The sequence below is a fragment of the Asaia sp. HumB genome, from assembly GCF_030263835.1.
Taxonomy (GTDB): domain Bacteria; phylum Pseudomonadota; class Alphaproteobacteria; order Acetobacterales; family Acetobacteraceae; genus Asaia; species Asaia bogorensis.
Window position 1 is genome coordinate 1,618,306 of record NZ_JARPML010000002.1, and the last position, 19,559, is coordinate 1,637,864.

At 58.8% G+C, this 19,559-nt stretch carries 12 protein-coding genes; 6 read left to right on the forward strand and 6 right to left on the reverse strand.

Translation table 11 applies throughout. The features are described 5' to 3' along the window. Positions 1-4: 4 nt before the first annotated feature. From P5689_RS08395 to P5689_RS08415, 5 genes are all read right to left on the reverse strand, one after another. Positions 5-2,074 (reverse strand): M1 family metallopeptidase, encoded by a 2,070-nt coding sequence (locus P5689_RS08395; protein ID WP_285532797.1) that lies wholly within the window; start codon positions 2,072-2,074, stop codon positions 5-7. Continuing rightward, positions 2,061-4,586, reverse strand: coding sequence for a TonB-dependent receptor plug domain-containing protein (locus P5689_RS08400; RefSeq protein ID WP_408868537.1), 2,526 nt, complete (start codon positions 4,584-4,586; stop codon positions 2,061-2,063). The genes P5689_RS08395 and P5689_RS08400 overlap by 14 nt, the downstream gene beginning before the upstream one ends. Positions 4,587-4,983: 397 nt before the next feature. Further along, positions 4,984-6,021, reverse strand: coding sequence for an Ldh family oxidoreductase (locus tag P5689_RS08405; protein ID WP_285532800.1), 1,038 nt, complete (start codon positions 6,019-6,021; stop codon positions 4,984-4,986). Positions 6,022-6,032: 11 nt separating this feature from the next. Beyond that, entirely contained in the window at positions 6,033-7,322 is a 1,290-nt protein-coding gene (locus P5689_RS08410) for a cation:dicarboxylate symporter family transporter (protein ID WP_285532801.1), read from the reverse strand. A gap of 65 nt (positions 7,323-7,387) precedes the next feature. Continuing rightward, positions 7,388-9,757, reverse strand: a complete 2,370-nt coding sequence (locus tag P5689_RS08415; protein WP_285532802.1) for a TonB-dependent receptor domain-containing protein — start codon at positions 9,755-9,757, stop codon at positions 7,388-7,390. 187 nt (positions 9,758-9,944) lie between these two features. Between P5689_RS08415 and P5689_RS08420 the strand changes: the two genes are divergently transcribed. The 6 genes from P5689_RS08420 to P5689_RS08445 all read left to right on the forward strand — a co-directional run bounded on the left by P5689_RS08420 (position 9,945) and on the right by P5689_RS08445 (position 18,079). Then, entirely contained in the window at positions 9,945-10,667 is a 723-nt protein-coding gene (locus P5689_RS08420; protein ID WP_023979742.1) for a GntR family transcriptional regulator, read from the forward strand. A 149-nt stretch (positions 10,668-10,816) separates the two neighbouring features. Further along, entirely contained in the window at positions 10,817-11,869 is a 1,053-nt protein-coding gene (hemC, locus tag P5689_RS08425; protein WP_285532804.1) for a hydroxymethylbilane synthase, read from the forward strand. A gap of 303 nt (positions 11,870-12,172) precedes the next feature. After that, entirely contained in the window at positions 12,173-14,368 is a 2,196-nt protein-coding gene (gene katG / locus P5689_RS08430) for a catalase/peroxidase HPI (protein WP_285533865.1), read from the forward strand. 111 nt (positions 14,369-14,479) lie between these two features. Continuing rightward, positions 14,480-14,980: a pseudoazurin gene (locus P5689_RS08435; protein WP_285532805.1), complete on the forward strand. Its 501-nt coding sequence runs from the start codon at positions 14,480-14,482 to the stop codon at positions 14,978-14,980. A gap of 43 nt (positions 14,981-15,023) precedes the next feature. Further along, on the forward strand, positions 15,024-15,581 hold the full coding sequence (locus P5689_RS08440; RefSeq protein ID WP_285532806.1) for a cytochrome b: 558 nt from the start codon (positions 15,024-15,026) through the stop codon (positions 15,579-15,581). Between the two features lie 173 nt (positions 15,582-15,754). After that, a complete protein-coding gene (locus P5689_RS08445) occupies positions 15,755-18,079 on the forward strand; it encodes a TonB-dependent receptor plug domain-containing protein (protein ID WP_285532807.1) in 2,325 nt (774 codons plus the stop codon). 50 nt (positions 18,080-18,129) lie between these two features. Here P5689_RS08445 and P5689_RS08450 read toward each other — a convergent pair whose 3' ends face one another. Beyond that, positions 18,130-19,527, reverse strand: coding sequence for an alpha/beta fold hydrolase (locus P5689_RS08450; protein ID WP_285532808.1), 1,398 nt, complete (start codon positions 19,525-19,527; stop codon positions 18,130-18,132). Positions 19,528-19,559: the final 32 nt, after the last annotated feature.

The window sequence follows — 19,559 nt, forward strand, 5'->3', positions numbered from 1 at the left end:
GAAATCAGTGAGAAGAAGCGGCTGAAGAGGGGTGTGGCGCCGGGCTGAGCGCATCATTGTTGCGATCGATATCGGGAATGACGTGATCCGGGTCGAGGATCGCGCGCCGTACGGGGCTGCCGCCCTTGAGCGTCACGACATGGGTATTTCCGCCGCTCCAGACTTCTGTCGGAATCACGAGGCGTTCGACGCTGCCATCGTCACGGGTGACGGCAAGAGTAACCGGCAAAGGCAGCCAACCCTTGTTGCTGATCGTCAGCGAGACGCCTTTTTTCGGGTCCTTATCGGGATACCCAATGGCATCGAGCGCATAATCGGGGCTGCGATTCTCGAAATACCAGCCGCGCCAGAACCAGGAGAGGTCTTCACCGGCATCGCTCTCCATCAGACGAAAGAAATCCGAAGGGGTCGGATGCTTGTAGGCCCATACGGCGATGTAGTGGCGAAAGGCGCGGTCGAAGCGTTCCGGCCCCAGAATCTGGCTGCGCAGCAATTCGAGACCGTAGGCCGCCTTGAAATAGGCCATGGCATGACGATTGCCATGACCCGGAATGGTGGATGAGGTCATGAGCGGGTCATAGACCGGGTCTTTCAGGATCTTGACGATATCATCCGCTGGCTTGCCCGTGTCGGGGGCATATTCGCCGTCCTGCTTGGGGGCGAACTCTCCCTTGTTGAAGTGTTGAGAGGCGAGGGAGTCGATGAAGGTGTTGAACCCTTCATCCATGAAGCCATGGCGGCGCTCATTGCTGCCAACAATCATGGGGAACCACCCATGGCCCAGCTCATGGGTGGTGATCCAGAACAGCTTGGCATCACGGTCCTGCATGCCGTCAAAAACGATGCCGGGATATTCCATTCCAGCGCCATGACCACCGACATTGATCGCTGTGGCCCAGGGATATGGGTACCAACTCGATGAGAAATACTCGATGCTGTGCTTCACATATTCTGTCGATCGGTCCCAGGCCTGTGGGCCGATACCCTCCACGGGGTAAACCGACATAGCCAGTCGTGGGGCTGGTTTCAGCCCAGGGGCTGGAGCAACAGGCGGCAGATCAAGCTTCGCTGCATCCCAGAGCAGGGCAGCAGAGGCAACAAAGGCCACATCGCGCGTATAGGGCATGAAAAAATGCCAGCGACGGGTGCCGTTTGCAGATATGCGGGAGGTGGCCTTGATATCGGCCTGATTGCGTATCAGCACGCGTTTTTCGCTCATGCGTGCCTGCTCCAGACGCTGGCGTTCCTCCGCCGTCAAAACGTCCTTCTCGTTGAGCAGCGCTCCCGATCCCACAACAAGGAAATTCGACGGCACCGTGACGCGATAATCGATATCGCCGTAATCGAGGTAGAATTCGCCCCCCAGATAGGGCGCTGTGTCCCAGCCACGCAGATCGTCAAAAACGGCCATGCGTGGATAAAACTGCGCGATTTCAAAAATATCCCCATTTCGCGACGGGGTGGCGGCCGTACGACCGCCCCAGGTTCCTGGGATCTCGTAATGCCATGATACGGTGAATTTCACGGTGCTGGCAGGTGCAAGCGGGGTAGGGAGAGAGATCTGCATCCGTGTGTCGGAAATCAGCGGTGTGACAGCAATTTCCTTTGCATGCGCGTCAAGCAGAGCGACACGGTCGATCTGCATCCCCTCGGTGTGGCCATGCGCCTTGAAACGCGCTGGTATGGCGGCTGCGCCTCGTGAGGTCTCGCGGTAGATATTCTGTTCGAGCTGTAGCCAGAGCACGTTCAGGGTGCTGGGGCTGTTATTGCGGTAGGTGATGGTCTCCTGCCCTGTCAGGCGATGGGTAGGGGCATCGAGCGCGACATCAATGCGGTAATCGGCCCGGTTATGCCAGTAATCGGGGCCAGGCGTCCCATCAGCGGAACGATAGCGATTGATCGCGGTCGGATAATCAATGGGCGCGAAAATATGAGTCGGCTCTGGCTCCGGCCTTGGCCCTGTCTGGGCCGGAGGGGGCGCTGCTGCGGCAAGGAGTGTGGCCAGCCCTGTAGCAGCGCTGGCCTTGAGAAGGGGCTTTGTCGCAGCCCGACAAAGCGGCTTAGAAATTCGCATCGACACGACCGAAATAATAGGCGCCGGTCATGGAGAGCGGAGAGGCTGAATCATAGATCTTCGGCCCGAGGTAATTCACCACAGCAGGCACCATGCGGGGACGCTGGTTGAAGATGTTGTTCGAGCCGATTGCCAGACGCCAGTGCTTGTTGACGCGATAAGCCACTTCGAGATCAGTGGTCCACACAGGGGTATTCTCGAAGGGCAGGAAGGTGGTGGTGGAATAGCGCACGGAAGACGGTGCGAGATCTTCATAGGTAAGCAGGGTCTTGTAGGAGCCAAAGCGCGTCTCGCGGATATTGACCCCCCATTTGCCGTAATCCCAATGAGCATTGAGGATGATCTTCGAGCGCGGCACGCCCTGTGCCGAAGCCTGTGTCTGGGCGTTGGCGAAAGGATTACCAAAGATATTGGTATTGAGATGAGTGACGACGGTGCGGTTCAGGTTGAGCAGCAGTGAGAGATCGAGTGAGCCGTAGCGATGCAGCAGGAAGCGGTAATCACTCTGGATATCCAGACCCTGCGTGCGGGTACTGGCTGCATTGGCGTAGTAATAGGCCTTGATATTGCTCAGGGAGACGCTGCCGCCTGTTGCGATATCAACCCCCGCCGCCTGAATGGCTTCGAGAGCCGATGTGCCTGCGATGCTGGATGCGGCCAGGATACGGTCACGGATGTTGATCTGATAGACATCGGCAGAGATGTGGAAGCGGTCGACCGGCTCAAGCACGATGCCGCCCTCGGCGCTGGTCGACCGCTCAGGCTTGAGCGATGACGCCCCGATGGAGCGCGCCGCCGTGCTGTTGGCCCCGAGCAGGCCGGAAGCACCTGTCGGAGAAACGCTGAGCGAGCTGTAATGCTCCTCGGCCAGTGTCGGCGCGCGGAAACCGGTGCTGATCGTACCGCGGACTGCGATACGGCGCGTGAAATCGTAGCGCGTGGTGATTTTGCCGGTCTCGGTATTGCCGGCATCTGTGTAGTGTTCGAAGCGACCGGCAAAATCGAGATCCCAATGCTTCAGCGGGTGAAAATCGCCATCGAGATAGCCGGCCCAGACATTACGTTGCCATTGGCCCGCACTGACAGGCGAGATGCCAGCATAGCCGGATGTGCCGCCATAGAGATAGGAAGCGTCATTGCCTGCGCCCACATGATACGTTTCCAGACGATGTTCGGCGCCCATGGCAAACGTCATGGGTGTGGCCATGCCGACATTGAAATTGCGACGCATGTCGAAATTGCTCGTCCACTGCGCCATGCTGTAGGTCGCTGCACGGGTGGTCGTCGGGGAATAGCCATACACATTGGCGTAGCTGGAATTATAGGTGTTCTTGACGCCGATATCGTCGTCATCCTGCCCGTAAAGCGTGCTCAGATCCCAGCTGAAGCCGAAAAGATCATCACCCTTCAGGCCAAGATTGGCCTGGAAATTGTTTTCGTCGATCGTCTCCAGAGGGGAGAAACCATAGGGATAGACCGTCGTGGGTGCCGAGGCCCCGGGGAGGCGGTAGTTCTCATAGGCTTCGGCATGGCGATGGGCATAGGTGACCAGCCCATAGGTGCGCAGGCCCTCGACAATATCCTTGCCCCATTCGATCGACAGATTCTCGCGTGTTTCCTCAGGCGTGCTTTCGATCTTGTTCGAATTGGCAGGCCAGCTCGAACTGGCGGTCCAGCGATGGTCGCGCGTGCTCTTGTTATCGGCCACGAAATGATCGGTGTGGTAAATCTGGCCCGAAATATGAACGAAGCCGTCCTGTCCCCATTTGCGACCGCCATCGGCACCGATCAGATATTGCCACCCATCGCCATTATAGGCGTTTGCGCCTGTCTGGGCATAGGTATGGATGCCGTGATCACTTTTCTTGGTAATGATGTTTACCACGCCGGCGATGGCATCAGACCCATACATGGCAGCCGCGCCATCGCGCAGCACTTCCATATGGTCGATGGCCCCGGCCGGGATCATGTTGAGATCAACCGGTGTGGTCCCGCCCGCCATGTTGCCGGTGATATTGCGCCGCTTGCCGTCAACCAGCACCAGAACCTCATTGGCCGAAAGCCCGCGCATGCGAATGGATGAGGTCAGGGCTGCCGTATCGTTGCCCAGTGCAGAGACGGTGATGGACGGGTCGAGACGTGACAGGACACTGGCGAGATTGAGTTCGCCAGTACGCTCCATCTGCGCCTGCGTGTAGAGGGTGATCGGCGACGAGCTGTCACGCACCCGACGATTTGAGGAGCGCGTGCCGGTGACGATAATGGCTTCACTGCCGCCTTCCGCATGACTGCTCGCAGCCTTGTGATGGCTGGGCGCGGGACGCGATACAGGGATGGTTTGCCGGGCAGGGGAGGAAGCACCCGTAGAATGATGCTTATGGCGATTCTGGCCTTGCTGGATCGAGGAGGAGGATTCTGCAAGGGCTGAGGGTGATGAGACCTGGAAGAGGGCAGTTGACGAAATCAGTGCCACGACAAGATTTTTTTTATAAGCCGACCGGTGTTCTGGCATGAATGACGCCCTTCGAGACGATTCCGATATGATACGAATAAGAAATATCCGATCACACCCCACGTTGTCGGGCAATAAATGAAAAGAATGATTTATGTAACATATAATTATATAATAATCTTATTGGATACTTCCGTTACATGATTGCAGAGACCAAGGAGATGCATCCCGGGTTCTTCAGCGCAGATAGGTTCGGGACAAGGTCATTTGTTGGGAGCGTTCATGGGTGAAAGAACGCAAACGAGGCCGGTCACTGGCAGCGACGGGAGATGAGCGTGTTTGGTGCCTGCGCCCTCCCGGCACTGTCTCGCAATTCATGGGGTCTGAACGGGCAGACACCATAAGCAGGAAGGTCCCTGCTTGTGTGAGCGAACCTCGTTCGAGATACCCGGCGAGCTCAGCCAGAAAGGCCAAGAAGGCGCTCGGTATCCGGATCAACCGGGATACCATTCAGCAAACGTTTCTGCGCCTCTTCCCACTCCTTGTCGCCCGGCGCGCATACCGGCACGTCCGGCTCTGCGGGCGGCGAATTGCGCAGCAGGTCGAGGTAGCAGGCCATTTCCGCCTCGAAAGCCTCCTGCCCGATAAATCTTGCCGGATCAAAGGCGACCATGATGTGACCGACATTCTGTGGTTTGTGACCTTCCTGCGCCTGGGTCGTCGTGGTCATGATGGGATCCGGGTCCGCCCCCGAGAGCACAGCCGAGAGAATTGTGACAAGCCCGGCCAGCGCTGTCCCTTTGTGGCCATAGGCCATTCCCCCCAACGGTTGCAGAAACCGGGCCTGCTCGGCATCGAGCGTCGGATGACCCTGCTCATTCAGCGCGACTTCGGGCGGTAAAGGCAGGCCCAGGCTCCGGTAAAGCTTGACCCGATTGAACGGGATGGAGGATGTCGCCATGTCGAGCAACCAGGGTTCCCGGTCACGGACAGGGGCCGCCATGGCGATGGGGTTGGTGCCATGAAAAGGGGTACGTCCTCCCGCCAGCGCGACAGCGGGATCGGAGTTGCTCAGGACCAGTGATACAAAACCCTGTTCGGCTGCCGCCAGCGCATAAGCCCCGCCCGCGCCATAATGGGTGGAGTGATGCACGGTCACGGCCCCAATGCCCGCATGGCGTGCCAGCGCGATCGCCTCATCCATGGCTTCATAGGATGCGGCATGGGCGAGGCCGAAATCGGCGTCCAGACGACCGGTCGCCGGGGCCGTCTGGGTAAAGACGCGTTGTGGCTCCCTGTTCACCCCCCCTTTTTCCAGCATGTCAACGTAATAACCGATCAGCCGGACGCCGTGACTGTCTGTCCCGAGGCGTGAGGCATGCATCATGGCGCGCACGGTCTGTTCAGCATCTTCTGGCCGTGCACCGGCAGCGACGAGTTTTGCCTGGCAGGCTTCGGCCAGACGAAGGGCCGGATAACGATTGGCAGTGTTCATGAGATCCCGTTTCAGCGGTTATGTGTGCCGAGCATCTTGTGTGCCCGTTCGCGGTCCAGCGCGCCCTGCCATGCTGCAAGAACAACCGGCGCAACGCAATTGCCTGCAAGGTTGCCTACCGCGCGGGCGATACCACTGAACCAGTCGACGGCAATCAGCAGGACAAGACTCGAAAGCGGGATGGATGGTGCGGCTGCAAGGGTTGCTGCCAGCACGACGATGGCAATTCCCGGCACGCCATGCGCACCTTTCGATGTGATGAGGGCCGTCGCCAGCATCGAAAGAATCTGTGTGAGTGTAAGGGGTGTGTGGGTGACTTCGGCCAGAAAGACCACTGCAAAACCGAGATAGATCGACAGGGCGTCGAGGTTGAGCGAATAGCCTGCCGGAACGACAAGCCCCACCACCTGTCGGGAAATACCCATGGCTTCAAGCTTGGTCATGATGCTGGGCAGCACGGAATCGGAACTGGTTGTGGCGGTAACGATCAGGATTTCCTCACGGAAATAACGCGCAAAATGCAGAGGGTTGATTTTGCAAAAAGCCAGCAGCCCACCCAGGATGAAGACGATGAAGAAAGCGATGGCGGTGAAATAGAGGATGACGAACACCGCTAGGTGATTGATGGCATCCAACCCGTACTCCGCCACCGTCATCGCCACAGCGCCAAACACCCCGAGCGGCGCTGTCGCAATGATCACACGCATCATGCGCGAGAAGAGTGAGGAGAAACTCTCGATCAGGCGCGTCACCGGAGCCCCTGCTTCGCCAAGACGCGACAGGCAGCAGCCAAGCAATACGGCAAAAAACAGGATCTGAAGAATATTGCCTTCAGCAAAGGCGGCCACAGGGGAGCGGGGAATAAGGTTGAGAATGAACCCCGTTATGCCCTGACCGTGCAACGCATGAGCATTGGCGGTATAGCTGGCAACAGCGTGCGCATCTTCGGGGCTGGGCGTGTAGCTCATGCCGCGCCCCGGATGGAGCAGGAGTGCCGCCCCGACCGAAAGCAGCAGAACCAGTGTGGTCATGGCCTCGAAATAGATGAGCGCCCGGCTGCCAAGTTTCCCCACGGCGCCCAGAGATCCAGCGCCGGTGATGCCGCTCACGACAATGCAGAACAGAAGCGGCCCCACAATCATCAGGATCAGGCGCAGGAAGAGATCGGTCAGCCACCGGCATTGATGGGCAAGCTGAGGCGCAAACAGACCGAGCGCTATGCCGGCCAGCGTGGCGATAATGACCTGAACGAAAATACCGGGGCGATAACGGGCGGATCGTTTCAGGTCATGGGTGCTCAAATCGGCTCTCCGGTCGAGTGGGGTGGGGCAAAGCGCCCCACCTCAATGGTGGTCGTATCGTGCGATCAATAGGTTACGTTGATCTTCGCGCCGACGAAACGGGGCAGGCCAGGGATGACGCCATAGAACGTTGCCTGCGTACCGCCTGACAGCCAGTAGCGCCGGTCGGCCAGATTCTGCCCATAAACAGTGAGCGACCAGTGTTGCTTGGGCGCTGCAAAGGTCAGGAAGGAGTTGAGCAGGAAATAGGCCGGTGCACGATAGATGCCGCTATCACCGATATGCTGCGGCTGTGTCTGCGCGCCACGATAGTTGTAGTCGACGTCGAAGCTCATGCGATAATCGGCAAATACGTTCCAGCTATACACGGCAGCGCCAGACAGGGTGAGATTGGCAAGCCCCATATTGTAGCGATTGTAATTGGTATAGACGGGTGACCAGACACCGGTAGAAGCAAATTGTGCCGTGGTTGCGCTGCGATTCAGGCTCTGGAACTGGGTGTACACACCATTCTGGTACCCAAAATTCTGGGTGAGCACGAGCCCGTGGAAGGGATGCGCCTCCATGTCGAATTCGGCACCGTAGATATAGGAGCGCGGGGCGTTTACATAGCCGCCCAGCACGCCATAGGGCGGCACCAGAATACTGCCAAGGATCTGCTGGTCGCGGTAATCATAATAGAACCCGGCCGCATTGAAGCGCAGGCGGCGGTTGAACAGCATGGATTTGAAGCCGCCCTCATAGGTGAGCACGGATTCAGGCTTGAAGGGGCGAAGCTGGTTGGCGTTCTGGGTGATATTGGCCGAGAAGCCGCCGGGCTTGAACCCTTTGGAGAAGATGGCATAGCCCATGATATTGGGCGTCACCTGATACTGCGCCCCGACACGGCCGCCGAACTGGTTGGTGAGCGCGCCCGAGTTGCCGAAATTGGTTTGCGAGGTGGCGAGTCCGGTATTCAGATTGACGTTGGTGCTCGTCAGATTGAGCATCTGGCGGTCGTCGGAATCGTGGTTGATTGCGCCGATCAGCGTGAGCTTGGGCAGGATGCGGTAGCTGAGCTGCACATACTGGTTGAAGTTCTGCTGGTTCTGACGATAGGACGTCTCGTTCAGCGGCGTGGTGCCGGGACGATCAGAGCTGTCGTACCAGAAGCTCTGTGCCATGCGCGAGCGGCTGTAATACAGACCGGTTTCCCAGTGGAAGCGTGCTTTCGGGTCACGCGATTCCAGCTTTACTTCCTGAGAAAACACGTTGGTCTGGTTGTTGCGGAACATGTTGCCGTAGGATTTGACCGAGTTGGTCTGGTTCGTCAGCTCATGCTCGTCAACCATCTCATAGGCGCTTTGTGACCACAGACGTGCCCAGTTGAATTCCTTGGTGTAGCGCACATTCGCGCCCCAGAAGAGATTATCCTCACGCGGCTTGGCATTGTTGGGGTTGATGCCAATGATTTTGGCAAAACGCGGGTCGAGACCCCATGCCGTCTGGTAGATATCCCCCGTGATGGGGACGCCGTAGGAATTGTAGAGATTGTGACCCGAGGAGGATTCCGACTGGTCGGTTGTCCAATGGCCCCCGATATCAAGGCGCGAGGTCTCATCAATCTTCCAGCGCAGCTTGCCGCGCAGCGCGCCGATATTGCTGTTGCCGTAACCTGTGCCCTGCGCATTGTGCTGAAAGCCGCCACCCGTGAGGGACTGACCGGCAATGCGATAGGACACGCTTTTTGACAGTGGCCCAGAAACGAAGCCCTCGACGCGATTGCGCCCGTAACTGGCGATATCCTCGGTCAGGCCCGCATGGAATTGCTGCGTCGGGTCGCCCGTATGGAAGTTGATCTCGCCGCCGGTGGTCGGCTGACCATGGGTGAAGCCCGAGGCACCAGGGGCGACGGACACATCATCCATATCGAACAGGATACCCGTGGTCATGATGCTGACCGGATAGGCGATGCCATCGACATAGGGCATGACCGATGGGGTGTTATTCTGGGTAAAATCCATCAGCCCCACGCCACGCAGGGCGAAATTGAGGGCGGCGCTGCCAAAGCTCGGCTGGATGGTCAGGTTGGGTGCCACGCGCACGATATCTGTCAGCTGCCGAACGTTCCGGTTCTGCAATTCCTGACGGGACAGAACGGTTTCGGAATGAGCGTCATGCTGGCCTGCACTGGTTACGCCGCGCCGCGCCGAGACATGCACGGTTTCACTGCTGCCCGCGAGGGATGACGGGCGACGGGCACCCGCCTGACGATGCACATTTGTCTTGCCGGACTTGCTGTGCAGCGCCGGTTTTGCGCTCTGGCCGGCGGCGTTGGCCGGGCTGATCCAAGCTGTCGCGCCCATCAAGAGAGGACATGCTGCAAATGTTGTGACGAGAAGCGCGGCACGACACGAGAAGGGACGGGCAGGGCGTGATGTCGCAAGGGAAGGCATCTGTGACTCCGGGCATCAGCTCGATGGGGAACTTGTTGTATACCAATTAGAATACAATTCAGTTCAGTTCAACTTCGGAATGAAAGAAAGAGCGGGAACCGTTTCATTCCGCATTATCATCGAGTGGGTGGTGGTGCCCTGCGTGCCAGTGCTTGCCCAAGTCCGGGGAGATGGGCATAAAACGGGGATGCTCTACGAAAACAGGCTTCCTGAAGACAGGTCCTATGAGAAAAGCGAACCGGAACGTGCCAGCGGGCTCGTGATCGAGGAAAAGATCATTCGTGCCGTTCTTTCGGGGCGGATTGCGCCTGGCGAACGTTTCGGTGAGAAAGAGGTCGGAGAGATCTTCGGCGTCTCGCGCACGATGGTGCGTGAGGCCATGATCAGGCTTAGCTCACGCGGTCTGGTGGATGTCACGCCGCGCCGTGGCTGGTTTGTGATCGAGCCCAGCGTGGCGGAAGCCCGGGAGGTGATCGAGGCGCGCCGTGCGGTCGAATCGGGGCTGATTCTGGATCACGGTCTAGTAGGGCCGGAGGCGATTGCCCGGCTCCGCAGTCATCTCGTTGCGCAGCAGAGTGCGATTGAAGGGCAGGATCTGGCGCGGCGCTCTTATCTGCTCGGGCATTTTCACGTTCATATTGCCGATGTGCTGGGCAATTCGGTCATTGCCAATATTCTCGAAAACCTCACAGCACGTACGGTGCTGATCGCCGCGCTGTACCAGTCGGATGAGGATGCCCAGCATTCCTGCCACGATCATGAAGCGCTGATTGTCGCGATGGAGCGTGGTGATCGTGATGAGGCGCTGCGTATCACGCGTGATCATCTGATCCACCTGGAAAAGGCGCTGCGTAATCGCGCTCGCAGCAACCGTCATGAACGCCTGCACGAGGCGCTGGCCGAGCCGTGACCCTGATGGCGTCGGGCTTGTCGGGCCTGATGCGCGTGCAGGCGCGTCTCGACAAGGTTGCTCGGCAAAGGCACAGATAGGTCAGACCTTTTACTGAGCACGATACAAACAATTACCTCTGTCAGGATTGCAGGGCTAAGCCCTTGGTCATGACGATCTCGCCAGTGCCTTTCCCGATCCTTGAGCCCAGTCAGGCTGCGACCCTTCCATCCGAGGTGCTTCGTCACCCTGTTTTCGGCAAGGATCTGCGCGTCGGCACGCGTGCATCGCCTCTGGCGCTGGTACAGACGCGCAGTTTCATGGCGCAGCTGGGCGAGGCCTTGCCCTTTCTGGAAATCTTCGGCTCGGTGAAAGAGCATCCGATCTCGACCCGTGGTGACCGTGATCAGGCACGGCGTCTGGCAGAGATCGGCGGCAAGGGGCTGTTTTCCCGTGAAATCCATGAAGCGCTCAGGGCGGGCGACATCGATTTTGCCGTGCATAGCCTCAAGGATCTGGAAACATTTCTGCCGGACGATCTGATGCTGGGTTGCGTCCTGCGTCGTGAAGACCCCCGTGACGGGCTGGTTCTACGTGATCGCGATGCTGTCCGCCCCGGGGGTGATCCTCTGGACTGCCTGCCAAAAGGCGCCCTGATTGGCTGCGCTTCGGTAAGGCGTCAGGCACAGCTTCTCGCGCGCCGTCCCGATCTGCGTTTCTGCCTCATACGCGGCAACGTCCAGACGCGTCTGGCCAAGCTGGAGGCCGGGGCGTGCGACGCCACATTTCTGGCGCTCGCCGGGATGAAACGTCTGGGAATGGGGGCACGGGTCGATGTGATTTTTGAACCCGACGATATGCTCCCGGCTTGTGGTCAGGGGATTATCGGCATCACCTTGCGCCGCCGTGATTCGGGTGCCCGCGCGCTCATGCCTGCTCTGGAGGACCGCACGGCGCGTTATGCCGCAACGGCAGAGCGTGCATTGCTGGCCGGTCTGGACGGATCATGCCGGACGCCGGTGGGTGGTTATGCCACCATCGCCGGGCAGGTTCTGACCCTGCATGGGCTTGTGGCGTCTGAGGATGGCAGTTTCATGCTGCGTCGTTCGCTAAAAGGCAGCGTGGATGAGGCGGCCTCTCTGGGGACCGAATTGGCCGGCATCCTGCGTCGTGATACACCGGCCCGGATATTCGATGCGTTGATCGGCCAACCCGGCTGGTAACACCTCTCCGAACTTTTCCTGATCTCTGATCACGGCGTGTCCTGTCTGGTGAGGCAGGGCATTTTTCGTCGTGCGCAGACACGGTGGAAAAATCTTCTCGCCATGATGAACACAGAATCGGGGTTTTTCCTGTCAGAGATATAAAGACAAACGGTTGGATCAATAAGAATGAAGTCCATAGGACAGAAACAACAGTAATGACCCGGAACAGGAGAGGGTCATTCGTGATTGTTTTGGAGTCTGGAAATGAGATTGCTGAAATTCGGTATGGCGGCCTTGATCGCAACCACAACCCTGACCGCCATGCCTCACGCAGCGCGGGCGGATGGGATCGAGAACCCGAATGAATTCTACTGGCCGACACGTCTGAACCTGTCGCCTTTGCGTGTGCATGACAGCGAATCAAACCCCTATGGGCCGGATTTCGTCTATACGCGTGATTTCAGCAAGCTCGATCTGGCAGCCGTCAAGGCGGATATCCGCAAGACCCTGACCCAGTCTCAGCCCTGGTGGCCTGCCGATTACGGTACCTATGCCCCCTTCTTCGTTCGTATGGCCTGGCACGCAGCGGGCACCTATCGCGCCATGGACGGCCGAGGGGGTGAAGAGGGTGGCGAGCAGCGCTTTGAACAGCTGAATAGCTGGCCCGATAATGCGAGCCTCGACAAGGCGCGTCGCCTGCTGTGGCCAGTGAAGAAGAAATATGGCCGTGATCTCTCATGGGGCGATCTGATGGTGCTGACGGGTAATGTCGCGCTCGAATCCATGGGCTTCAAGACCCTTGGTTTTGCCGGCGGTCGTGCCGATGACTGGCAGAGCGAGCTGGTCTATTGGGGCCCCGGCACACAGTTCATGAGCTCGAACGTCGATTCACAGGTCAAGAAATCCAGCGTCGAGCCCGGAGGCCACCTGCCCAAGCCTCTGGCCTCGACCACCAAGGGTCTGATCTATGTAAATCCGGAAGGTCCGAATGGTGTGCCGGACCCGGCAGCTGCGGCACAGATGATCCGTCTCGCCTTTGGGCGCATGGCGATGAATGACGAGGAAACCGTTGCCCTGATTGCAGGCGGCCATACTTTCGGCAAGGCGCATGGTGCGGCCTCGGCCACCAAATGCGTGGGCGTGGCCCCTGCCGCGGCACCTGTCGAGCAGCAGGGTCTGGGCTGGGCCAATCACTGCGTACAGGGCAAGCTGAAGGCGACCGATGCCATCACCAGCGGGCTCGAGGGCGCATGGTCGGCTGATCCGATCCATTTCACCTCGCAATATCTGGACAATCTGCTGGGTCATGAATGGGTCAAGACCAAGAGCCCGGCCGGGGCCACGCAATGGGTCCCCAAAGACGCAGAGAACATCGTTCCGGATGCGAGCGATCCCAACAAGCTGCATCCGCTCATGATGTTCACGACCGATATCGCGCTGCGTACCGATCCGTCCTATCGCGCCATCATTACGCGCTGGGCCGCTCATCCCGAGCAGTTTGCCGATGCATTTGCCCATGCGTGGTTCAAGTTGACCCATCGCGATATGGGGCCGAAATCGCGCTATTTCGGGTCAGAAGTCCCGGCGGCCGATTTCCTGTGGCAGGACCCGCTTCCGGCGGCACAGGGCGCAATGGTCAATGCGGCGGATATTCGCGAGCTGAAGAAGGCAATCGCGGCATCCGGGCTGACAGAGCGCGAGATGATCAAGACCGCCTGGGCCTCTGCCGCATCGTTCCGTGACTCCGATCATCGCGGCGGGGCCAATGGCGCCCGTATCCGTCTGGCGCCCGAGAATGACTGGGCCGTCAATGATCCGGCAGAGCTGAAATCCGTTCTGCCGAAGCTCGAGGCGGTGCAGCAGCATTTCAATGGTGGCGCGCATCATGGGCGCAAGGTGTCGCTGGCCGATGTGATTGTGCTGGCGGGTAATGTGGGTGTCGAGCAGGCGGCGCATAAAGCCGGTGTCGCGCTGGATCTGCCTTTTGCCCCAGGCCGTGTGGATGCCGGTCCCGAGCAGACGGACAAGCAGAGCTTTGCCCTGCTGGACCTCAGCGCCGATGCCTTCCGGAACTATTATCGCGCTGAGCCGGATGAGAAATCACCCACACAGATGCTTGTCGATCGTGCCAGCAATCTCTCGCTGAGCGTGCCGGAAATGACCGTGCTTCTGGGCGGCCTGCGTGTTCTGGACATCAATACCGGCCATTCCGCGCAAGGTGTTCTGACCACGCGTCCCGGGACACTGAGCAACGACTTCTTTGTCAATCTGCTCGATATGTCCACGCGCTGGGAGAAATCGACGCAGCCGGGCGTGTATGACGGGTTGGATCGTGAGACGAACAAGCCGCGCTGGACGGCCTCTTCGGTCGATCTGATCTTTGGTGCGAATGCCGAATTGCGCGCCGTTGTCGAGGTTTATGCCTCTGACGATGCCAAGGCGAAATTCGTGACGGATTTCGCCAGCGCCTGGACAAAGGTCATGACGCTCGATCGCTTCGACCTGCACCGCCAGTAATGTCCGCACACGGCCCCGTCTGGCATCCAGCCGGGGCCATGAGACAGGGGCCGTTCGCCGGATCCCTGCCAGATTGCCTCCTGCGCCTCTCACTTCGGGGAGACCATTCAAATGACCCGTCTTTTTTCACGCCTGATTGCCCCGCCGCGGGTTCTTCAGGCCTTTTTCCCCTCATTCTTCATGGTTCTGACCGGTGCGACCCTGATCTGTGCCGCGTCGCTCAGCGTGGCTCATGCGGCGACGGTGGATGTCAGGATGCTGAGCCATGCGCCCGATGGCGGCCGTGGTTTTGATCCCGCCATCGTCCACATCCATGCGGGCGATACGGTACATTTCATCGCTGCCGACCCCGGTCATAACGTGCAGTCGATTCCCGGTATGCTGCCTGAGGGTGCGGCTCCATTCACCGGTCCCATGGGTCATGATCTGAACGTGACGTTCAGCAAGCCGGGCCTGTATGGTTATAAATGCCTGCCCCATTACTGGATGGGTATGGTGGGCATGGTCGTGGTCGACAAACCGGACAATGAAGCGGCGGCCAAGGCTGTGTCGCAGCCCGGTGCAGCGGCAATACGGTTCAGAAAGCTTTTCGACACGCTCGATCGAGGCTGACCCGATGGCGGTCAGGCAGGGTGGCAGGACGTATCATGCGTCAATGCGCGAAAGGCCACCGCACTACACCTTCGTGGCCATTCTGCTGCATTGGTGCCTCGCCCTGCTCGTGATCGGGCAGATCCTGCTCGGGTTTGCGATGGATCGTGCGGGGCTGCCTGACACAGCGGCGTTTTCGGTTTTCCAGATTCATCGCGCTCTGGGTGTGGTCATCCTGCTGCTGGTTGCGCTGCGCGTGATCTGGCGCCTCGGGCACAAGCCGCCACCCCATCCCCTCCGGACCAGCATCTGGCAGGCGCGGCTTGCCGATGCGGTGCATGGGGCGCTTTATGGTTTGCAGCTTCTTGCCCCTGTTTCGGGCTGGGCCCTGGCTTCCTGCGCAACGCTGGAACTGCCGCTCTCGATTTTCGGGTGGTTCGACTGGCCGCTTCTGCCTCTTGCTCACACGGACAGAAACGAAGCGGTTTTGCGCAACGTGCATCACGCTGTCGTCTGGAGTTTTGCGGCGCTGATCCTGCTGCATGGTCTGGCGGTGCTGTATCATCTGATCCGGCGCGACGGTGTGGTGCGACGTATTCTGTTTGTCAGGTCAGATAATTAGTTCATTCTTGCGCTAGTGACGCAGCAATGATTTATTGTTTATTTTTAAAATAAAATGTTGTTGTGAATTGTGAATATTGTGTTGTCAAAACAATGAAATTTTTATAAACGGATATTGCTGGCGTATCTTATTTCATATCCTGGACCATCTTCCCGCAACCCTCGGATGGTCCGATGAAAAAAACGCTTCTATTTGCCGTATCACTGATGTGTCTCGACAGCGTCCGTGCGCAGGCTGAGCCCAAACCTGTCCAACCTTCGCCCCGCCCCGTCATGGCAGTAAAACCTGTGGTGGCAGCAAAAGAAGAGCAGATGAAAGTATCGGGGCGTCATCGTGAGGGCGGGGGTGGCATGATGGTGAAGCACCTTACCCCCAGAACAATCAGCACGCTCACGGCTGATTTCATCGAAAAACAATCGCCCATGTCCACGCCAACGGGTCTGATTGCCAATCTGCCGGGGGTGGTCGGATCGAGTCAGGGGCCACTGACGGCCTCCTTCGAATCCTTCCACATACGTGGTCTGGACCGGACGGAAATCGGGGTGACCTACGAGGGCATTCCGGCCGCCAATCCCTTTACCTACAGTGTTTATACCCCGTCGATGGTCGATACCGAAAACATGGGGTCGATTTCGGTCATGCAGGGTTCGGCAGACGTCAACGCCCCCGTCTACAACGCGGTCGGGGCACAACTCTCGATGACGTTACGCAAGCCTGCCACCCATCAGAACCTTTTCGCACAGGCATCTGGCGGGACACATAGCCTGAACAAGGAATTCGTGCGTTACGACACCGGTGAGATCGGTCATAGCGGGGTTTATGGTTTTGCCTCCGGGTCCTATTCGAGCGGCAATCTCTGGCGCGGGCCCGGATCGGTCAGCCGCTGGCATGTGGATGCCGCCCTGACCAAAAGCTGGAATACGCACAGCGATTCCGAAGTGATATTTGGCTATACCAAGTCCGATCAGACCTCGTGGCTTTATCCGACACTCGGTCAGTGGCGGACTTATGGTGTGGGGTACAATACCACGAAGGATCCGAGCTCGCCGGGCTTTTATGAAATCAACAAGCGCAATACCGGCACAGTTTTCGGCGCGCTCAAGAACCATTTCGGCTTCGATCATGTGCTGTCGCTCGATGCCACAGCCTATGGGGTCGAATTCAACGGCCCCTATTTCTGGGGCGCCAATGTACCGGTTTCGGGCGGCTATATCGGCACACAGCGCTACGATCATCTCGATGGCTACGCGCCCTCATCGGCAACGCTCCGTACGGCTGTCCATCAGCCCTGGTTTACCTTGTCATCGGGGCTGAATCTGGTGGGAAGCTGGAAGCGTTCCTTCAATACTCTGAGCGTTTCCTACTGGTATTCCTACGCCAATGAATCCTCGAATCAGCGCTATTATCCGATCAATGCACAGGGGCAGTGGACGCGCTCAACCGGCTATCTGACGGCGTTTGGCGGTATGCCGATCAATGAGGACCCCGAGAACGCCCTGCAACAGGCCAACAGACTGGCGATCAATGACAAGGTGAGCCTCCTGAACGATCGTCTTGTGCTTGAGGCCGGGCTCAAGACGGCCATGTTCAACCGGCAGTACACGATGGATCTACCCGGTGCCACGCCCTACAAATCCGTGCGCAATGCGTTCATACCGGCCCCGCAATTTCTGGCGAGCTACCGGTTCGATCAGGCCAGTCAGGTCTATATCAACGGCACGACAGGTTATCGTATGCCGAGCAGCCTGAACTCACAGGTTTCGATGTACAGCCATCTGAATGGGCAGCCCACTTCCACCCCGCTCGATCCCTATGAGCCGGAATACATGATCGGCGAGGAAATCGGTTATCGTTACAGCGGCGCGATGATGGCGAATATCGCCTATTTTCACTACAACATGACCCATCATCAGATCACGAGTGCAACCTATCAGCCTGGATCGACCAATATCGTGGCGCAGGTGATTGATGCTGGCGGGCAGGAAGCCAATGGCGTGCAGCTCGAACTTGCGACCCATCCCTGGCACCATCTGAGCGCCTATGCATCGGGTCAGTACATGATGACGCGTATCGGCAATAATATCGCCTATCAGGGGGATTATCTGCCCACCAAGGGCAAGCAGGAACCCGGCGCGCCGAAATTCCTTGCCACGATAGGACTGAGTTATGACGACGGAACCAATTTCGGGACCTTCAACCTGCGCTATTCGGACGCGCAATATGCCACGTTGATGAACGATCAGAGCATCCCGTCCTATATGACGGCCGATATCTCGCTTGGTCGCAACCTGCCGAAATTCGGGCATGTGCTGCCCAAGCTCATGCTCAATCTCATCAATATCTCCGACCAGCATTATCTGTCCGGTGTCTATGGCTACACTGCCGCTGCCACAGCCCATCGCGGCGTTTATGGGAGTGGTCTGACAGGCTCCCAGCCGACCTATGACATCGGCTCCGGTTTCGCCGCGGTCGTAAGCCTGTCAGGCAATTACAATTGATCCGGGCGGGTATTTCGGGTTGCGGCGGTACGGCTGCGACCCGTTGCCTGTCATGGATGGGTTTGCGTCCTGATCCACTCGCTCACCGCTTTCAGAGCGCTCGGGTCGATGTCGTTTTCGATCAGGGCGTATTCACTCACATCCCCCGTCCCGGCTTTCTGAAGCAGGTGATTGAGACCGGGGAACTCGACGATGCGGGCGTGCGGGTTGTGTGACAGGGCGTTTTGCAAGGCGGGCTGATTGAGGTTGGGGGGAACCTGCCTGTCCTTGCTGCCCAGGGTGGCCAGAACAGGACAGCTCACCTGCGACAGAGCCACGGCGGGATCGTAGCGATCGTAAAAGCGTATGGCAGGCAGGGTGAGATCATGCAGACTGTCCGGCAGGCCGGATTGCGTCCCGTTCAGGCGGTTCCATTCGCTGTTCGCAGCTTGCTCGGCGGCTTTCTGGGATTGCTGTGGTGTCATGGCGTCGAGCACCGTTTCAAACAAAACATCGCTCTGACGGGAAACAGCGTCCGGCACATGCCGGGCCGCAGCAGCCCAGTGTCTCTGGGCGAGCATGATCTGTCGCCCCGGTACGGCCGGGGCTTCCAGCATGACGATAAAGCTGATCTGTCGATCACGGGCAGCAATCATCGCCGCGATGACGCCGCCCTCACTATGGCCCATGAGGCCGGTTCTTTGCGGATCGATATCATGGCGATGGCGCATGAAGCGAAGTGCAGCAGCGATATCCGAGGCGAAATCTTCTGTGGTGGCGGTCGTGACTGGGCCGGTCGAACCCCCTCTCTGTCGGTCATCCAGACGCAGGACAGCGATGCCCTGACGGGTGAGCGTGTCGGCCCAGAGCAGGAAGGGCTTATGCCCTGCGATCGTCTCGTCGCGGTCCTGCAACCCAGAGCCGGTAATGAGGATGACAGCCGGGAAGGGGCCCTTGCCCTGAGGCAAGGTCAGTGTGCCGGTAAGATGGGACGGTCCGGTCGGATTATTGAAGGCAACATCTTCGCTGCGATAGGGGAAAGGGGGGTGCGGTATCTGCGGTCGCGAAGGCGCCGCACTTTCGGCTGCCGCTGCCATGCCGGTCGCTCGGGTCATGCGCAGGGGAAAGGAGGACGCTCCCTGTGACCATGTCCCCGCAAGAATATTGTCCAGTCCGCTCAGGGTGCCAACATAGCGGGCGGAAAGTCCGGGCAGGTCCAGGGTGAGTGTCTGCCCTTCCAGCGTGGCACGTTGAACAGGCAGGCCAAAAGCAGATTGCGCGGGGCTGTCGAGTGTGGCTGACCACTCGCCTTGTGGTGCGCCAGCCCGCGGCGAAAGGTGTAGCACAAGTGGGAGGGACTGTCCCTGGGGCAGGGCAAGGGTGCCCTGCCAGTCGCCGGCAGGCGTGGGGGGCGCCGCAAGGGCTGTGCCCATGCCGCAGAGCGTCAGAATAAGTCTTGCCAGCGCCATGACCTGAATACTCCATGCCCGAACCCGGCCGA

What these genes read in the sequence shown, in the direction of transcription:
- P5689_RS08395 (WP_285532797.1), bottom strand. Translation starts at nt 2,074, where the DNA reads ATGCGAATTTCTAAGCCGCTTTGTCGGGCTGCGACAAAGCCCCTTCTC.
- P5689_RS08400 (WP_408868537.1), bottom strand. Translation starts at nt 4,586, where the DNA reads ATGCCAGAACACCGGTCGGCTTATAAAAAAAATCTTGTCGTGGCACTG.
- P5689_RS08405 (WP_285532800.1), bottom strand. Translation starts at nt 6,021, where the DNA reads ATGAACACTGCCAATCGTTATCCGGCCCTTCGTCTGGCCGAAGCCTGC.
- P5689_RS08415 (WP_285532802.1), bottom strand. Translation starts at nt 9,757, where the DNA reads ATGCCTTCCCTTGCGACATCACGCCCTGCCCGTCCCTTCTCGTGTCGT.
- P5689_RS08420 (WP_023979742.1), top strand. Translation starts at nt 9,945, where the DNA reads ATGCTCTACGAAAACAGGCTTCCTGAAGACAGGTCCTATGAGAAAAGC.
- hemC (WP_285532804.1), top strand. Translation starts at nt 10,817, where the DNA reads ATGACGATCTCGCCAGTGCCTTTCCCGATCCTTGAGCCCAGTCAGGCT.
- katG (WP_285533865.1), top strand. Translation starts at nt 12,173, where the DNA reads ATGCCTCACGCAGCGCGGGCGGATGGGATCGAGAACCCGAATGAATTC.
- P5689_RS08435 (WP_285532805.1), top strand. Translation starts at nt 14,480, where the DNA reads ATGACCCGTCTTTTTTCACGCCTGATTGCCCCGCCGCGGGTTCTTCAG.
- P5689_RS08440 (WP_285532806.1), top strand. Translation starts at nt 15,024, where the DNA reads ATGCGCGAAAGGCCACCGCACTACACCTTCGTGGCCATTCTGCTGCAT.
- P5689_RS08445 (WP_285532807.1), top strand. Translation starts at nt 15,755, where the DNA reads ATGAAAAAAACGCTTCTATTTGCCGTATCACTGATGTGTCTCGACAGC.
- P5689_RS08450 (WP_285532808.1), bottom strand. Translation starts at nt 19,527, where the DNA reads ATGGCGCTGGCAAGACTTATTCTGACGCTCTGCGGCATGGGCACAGCC.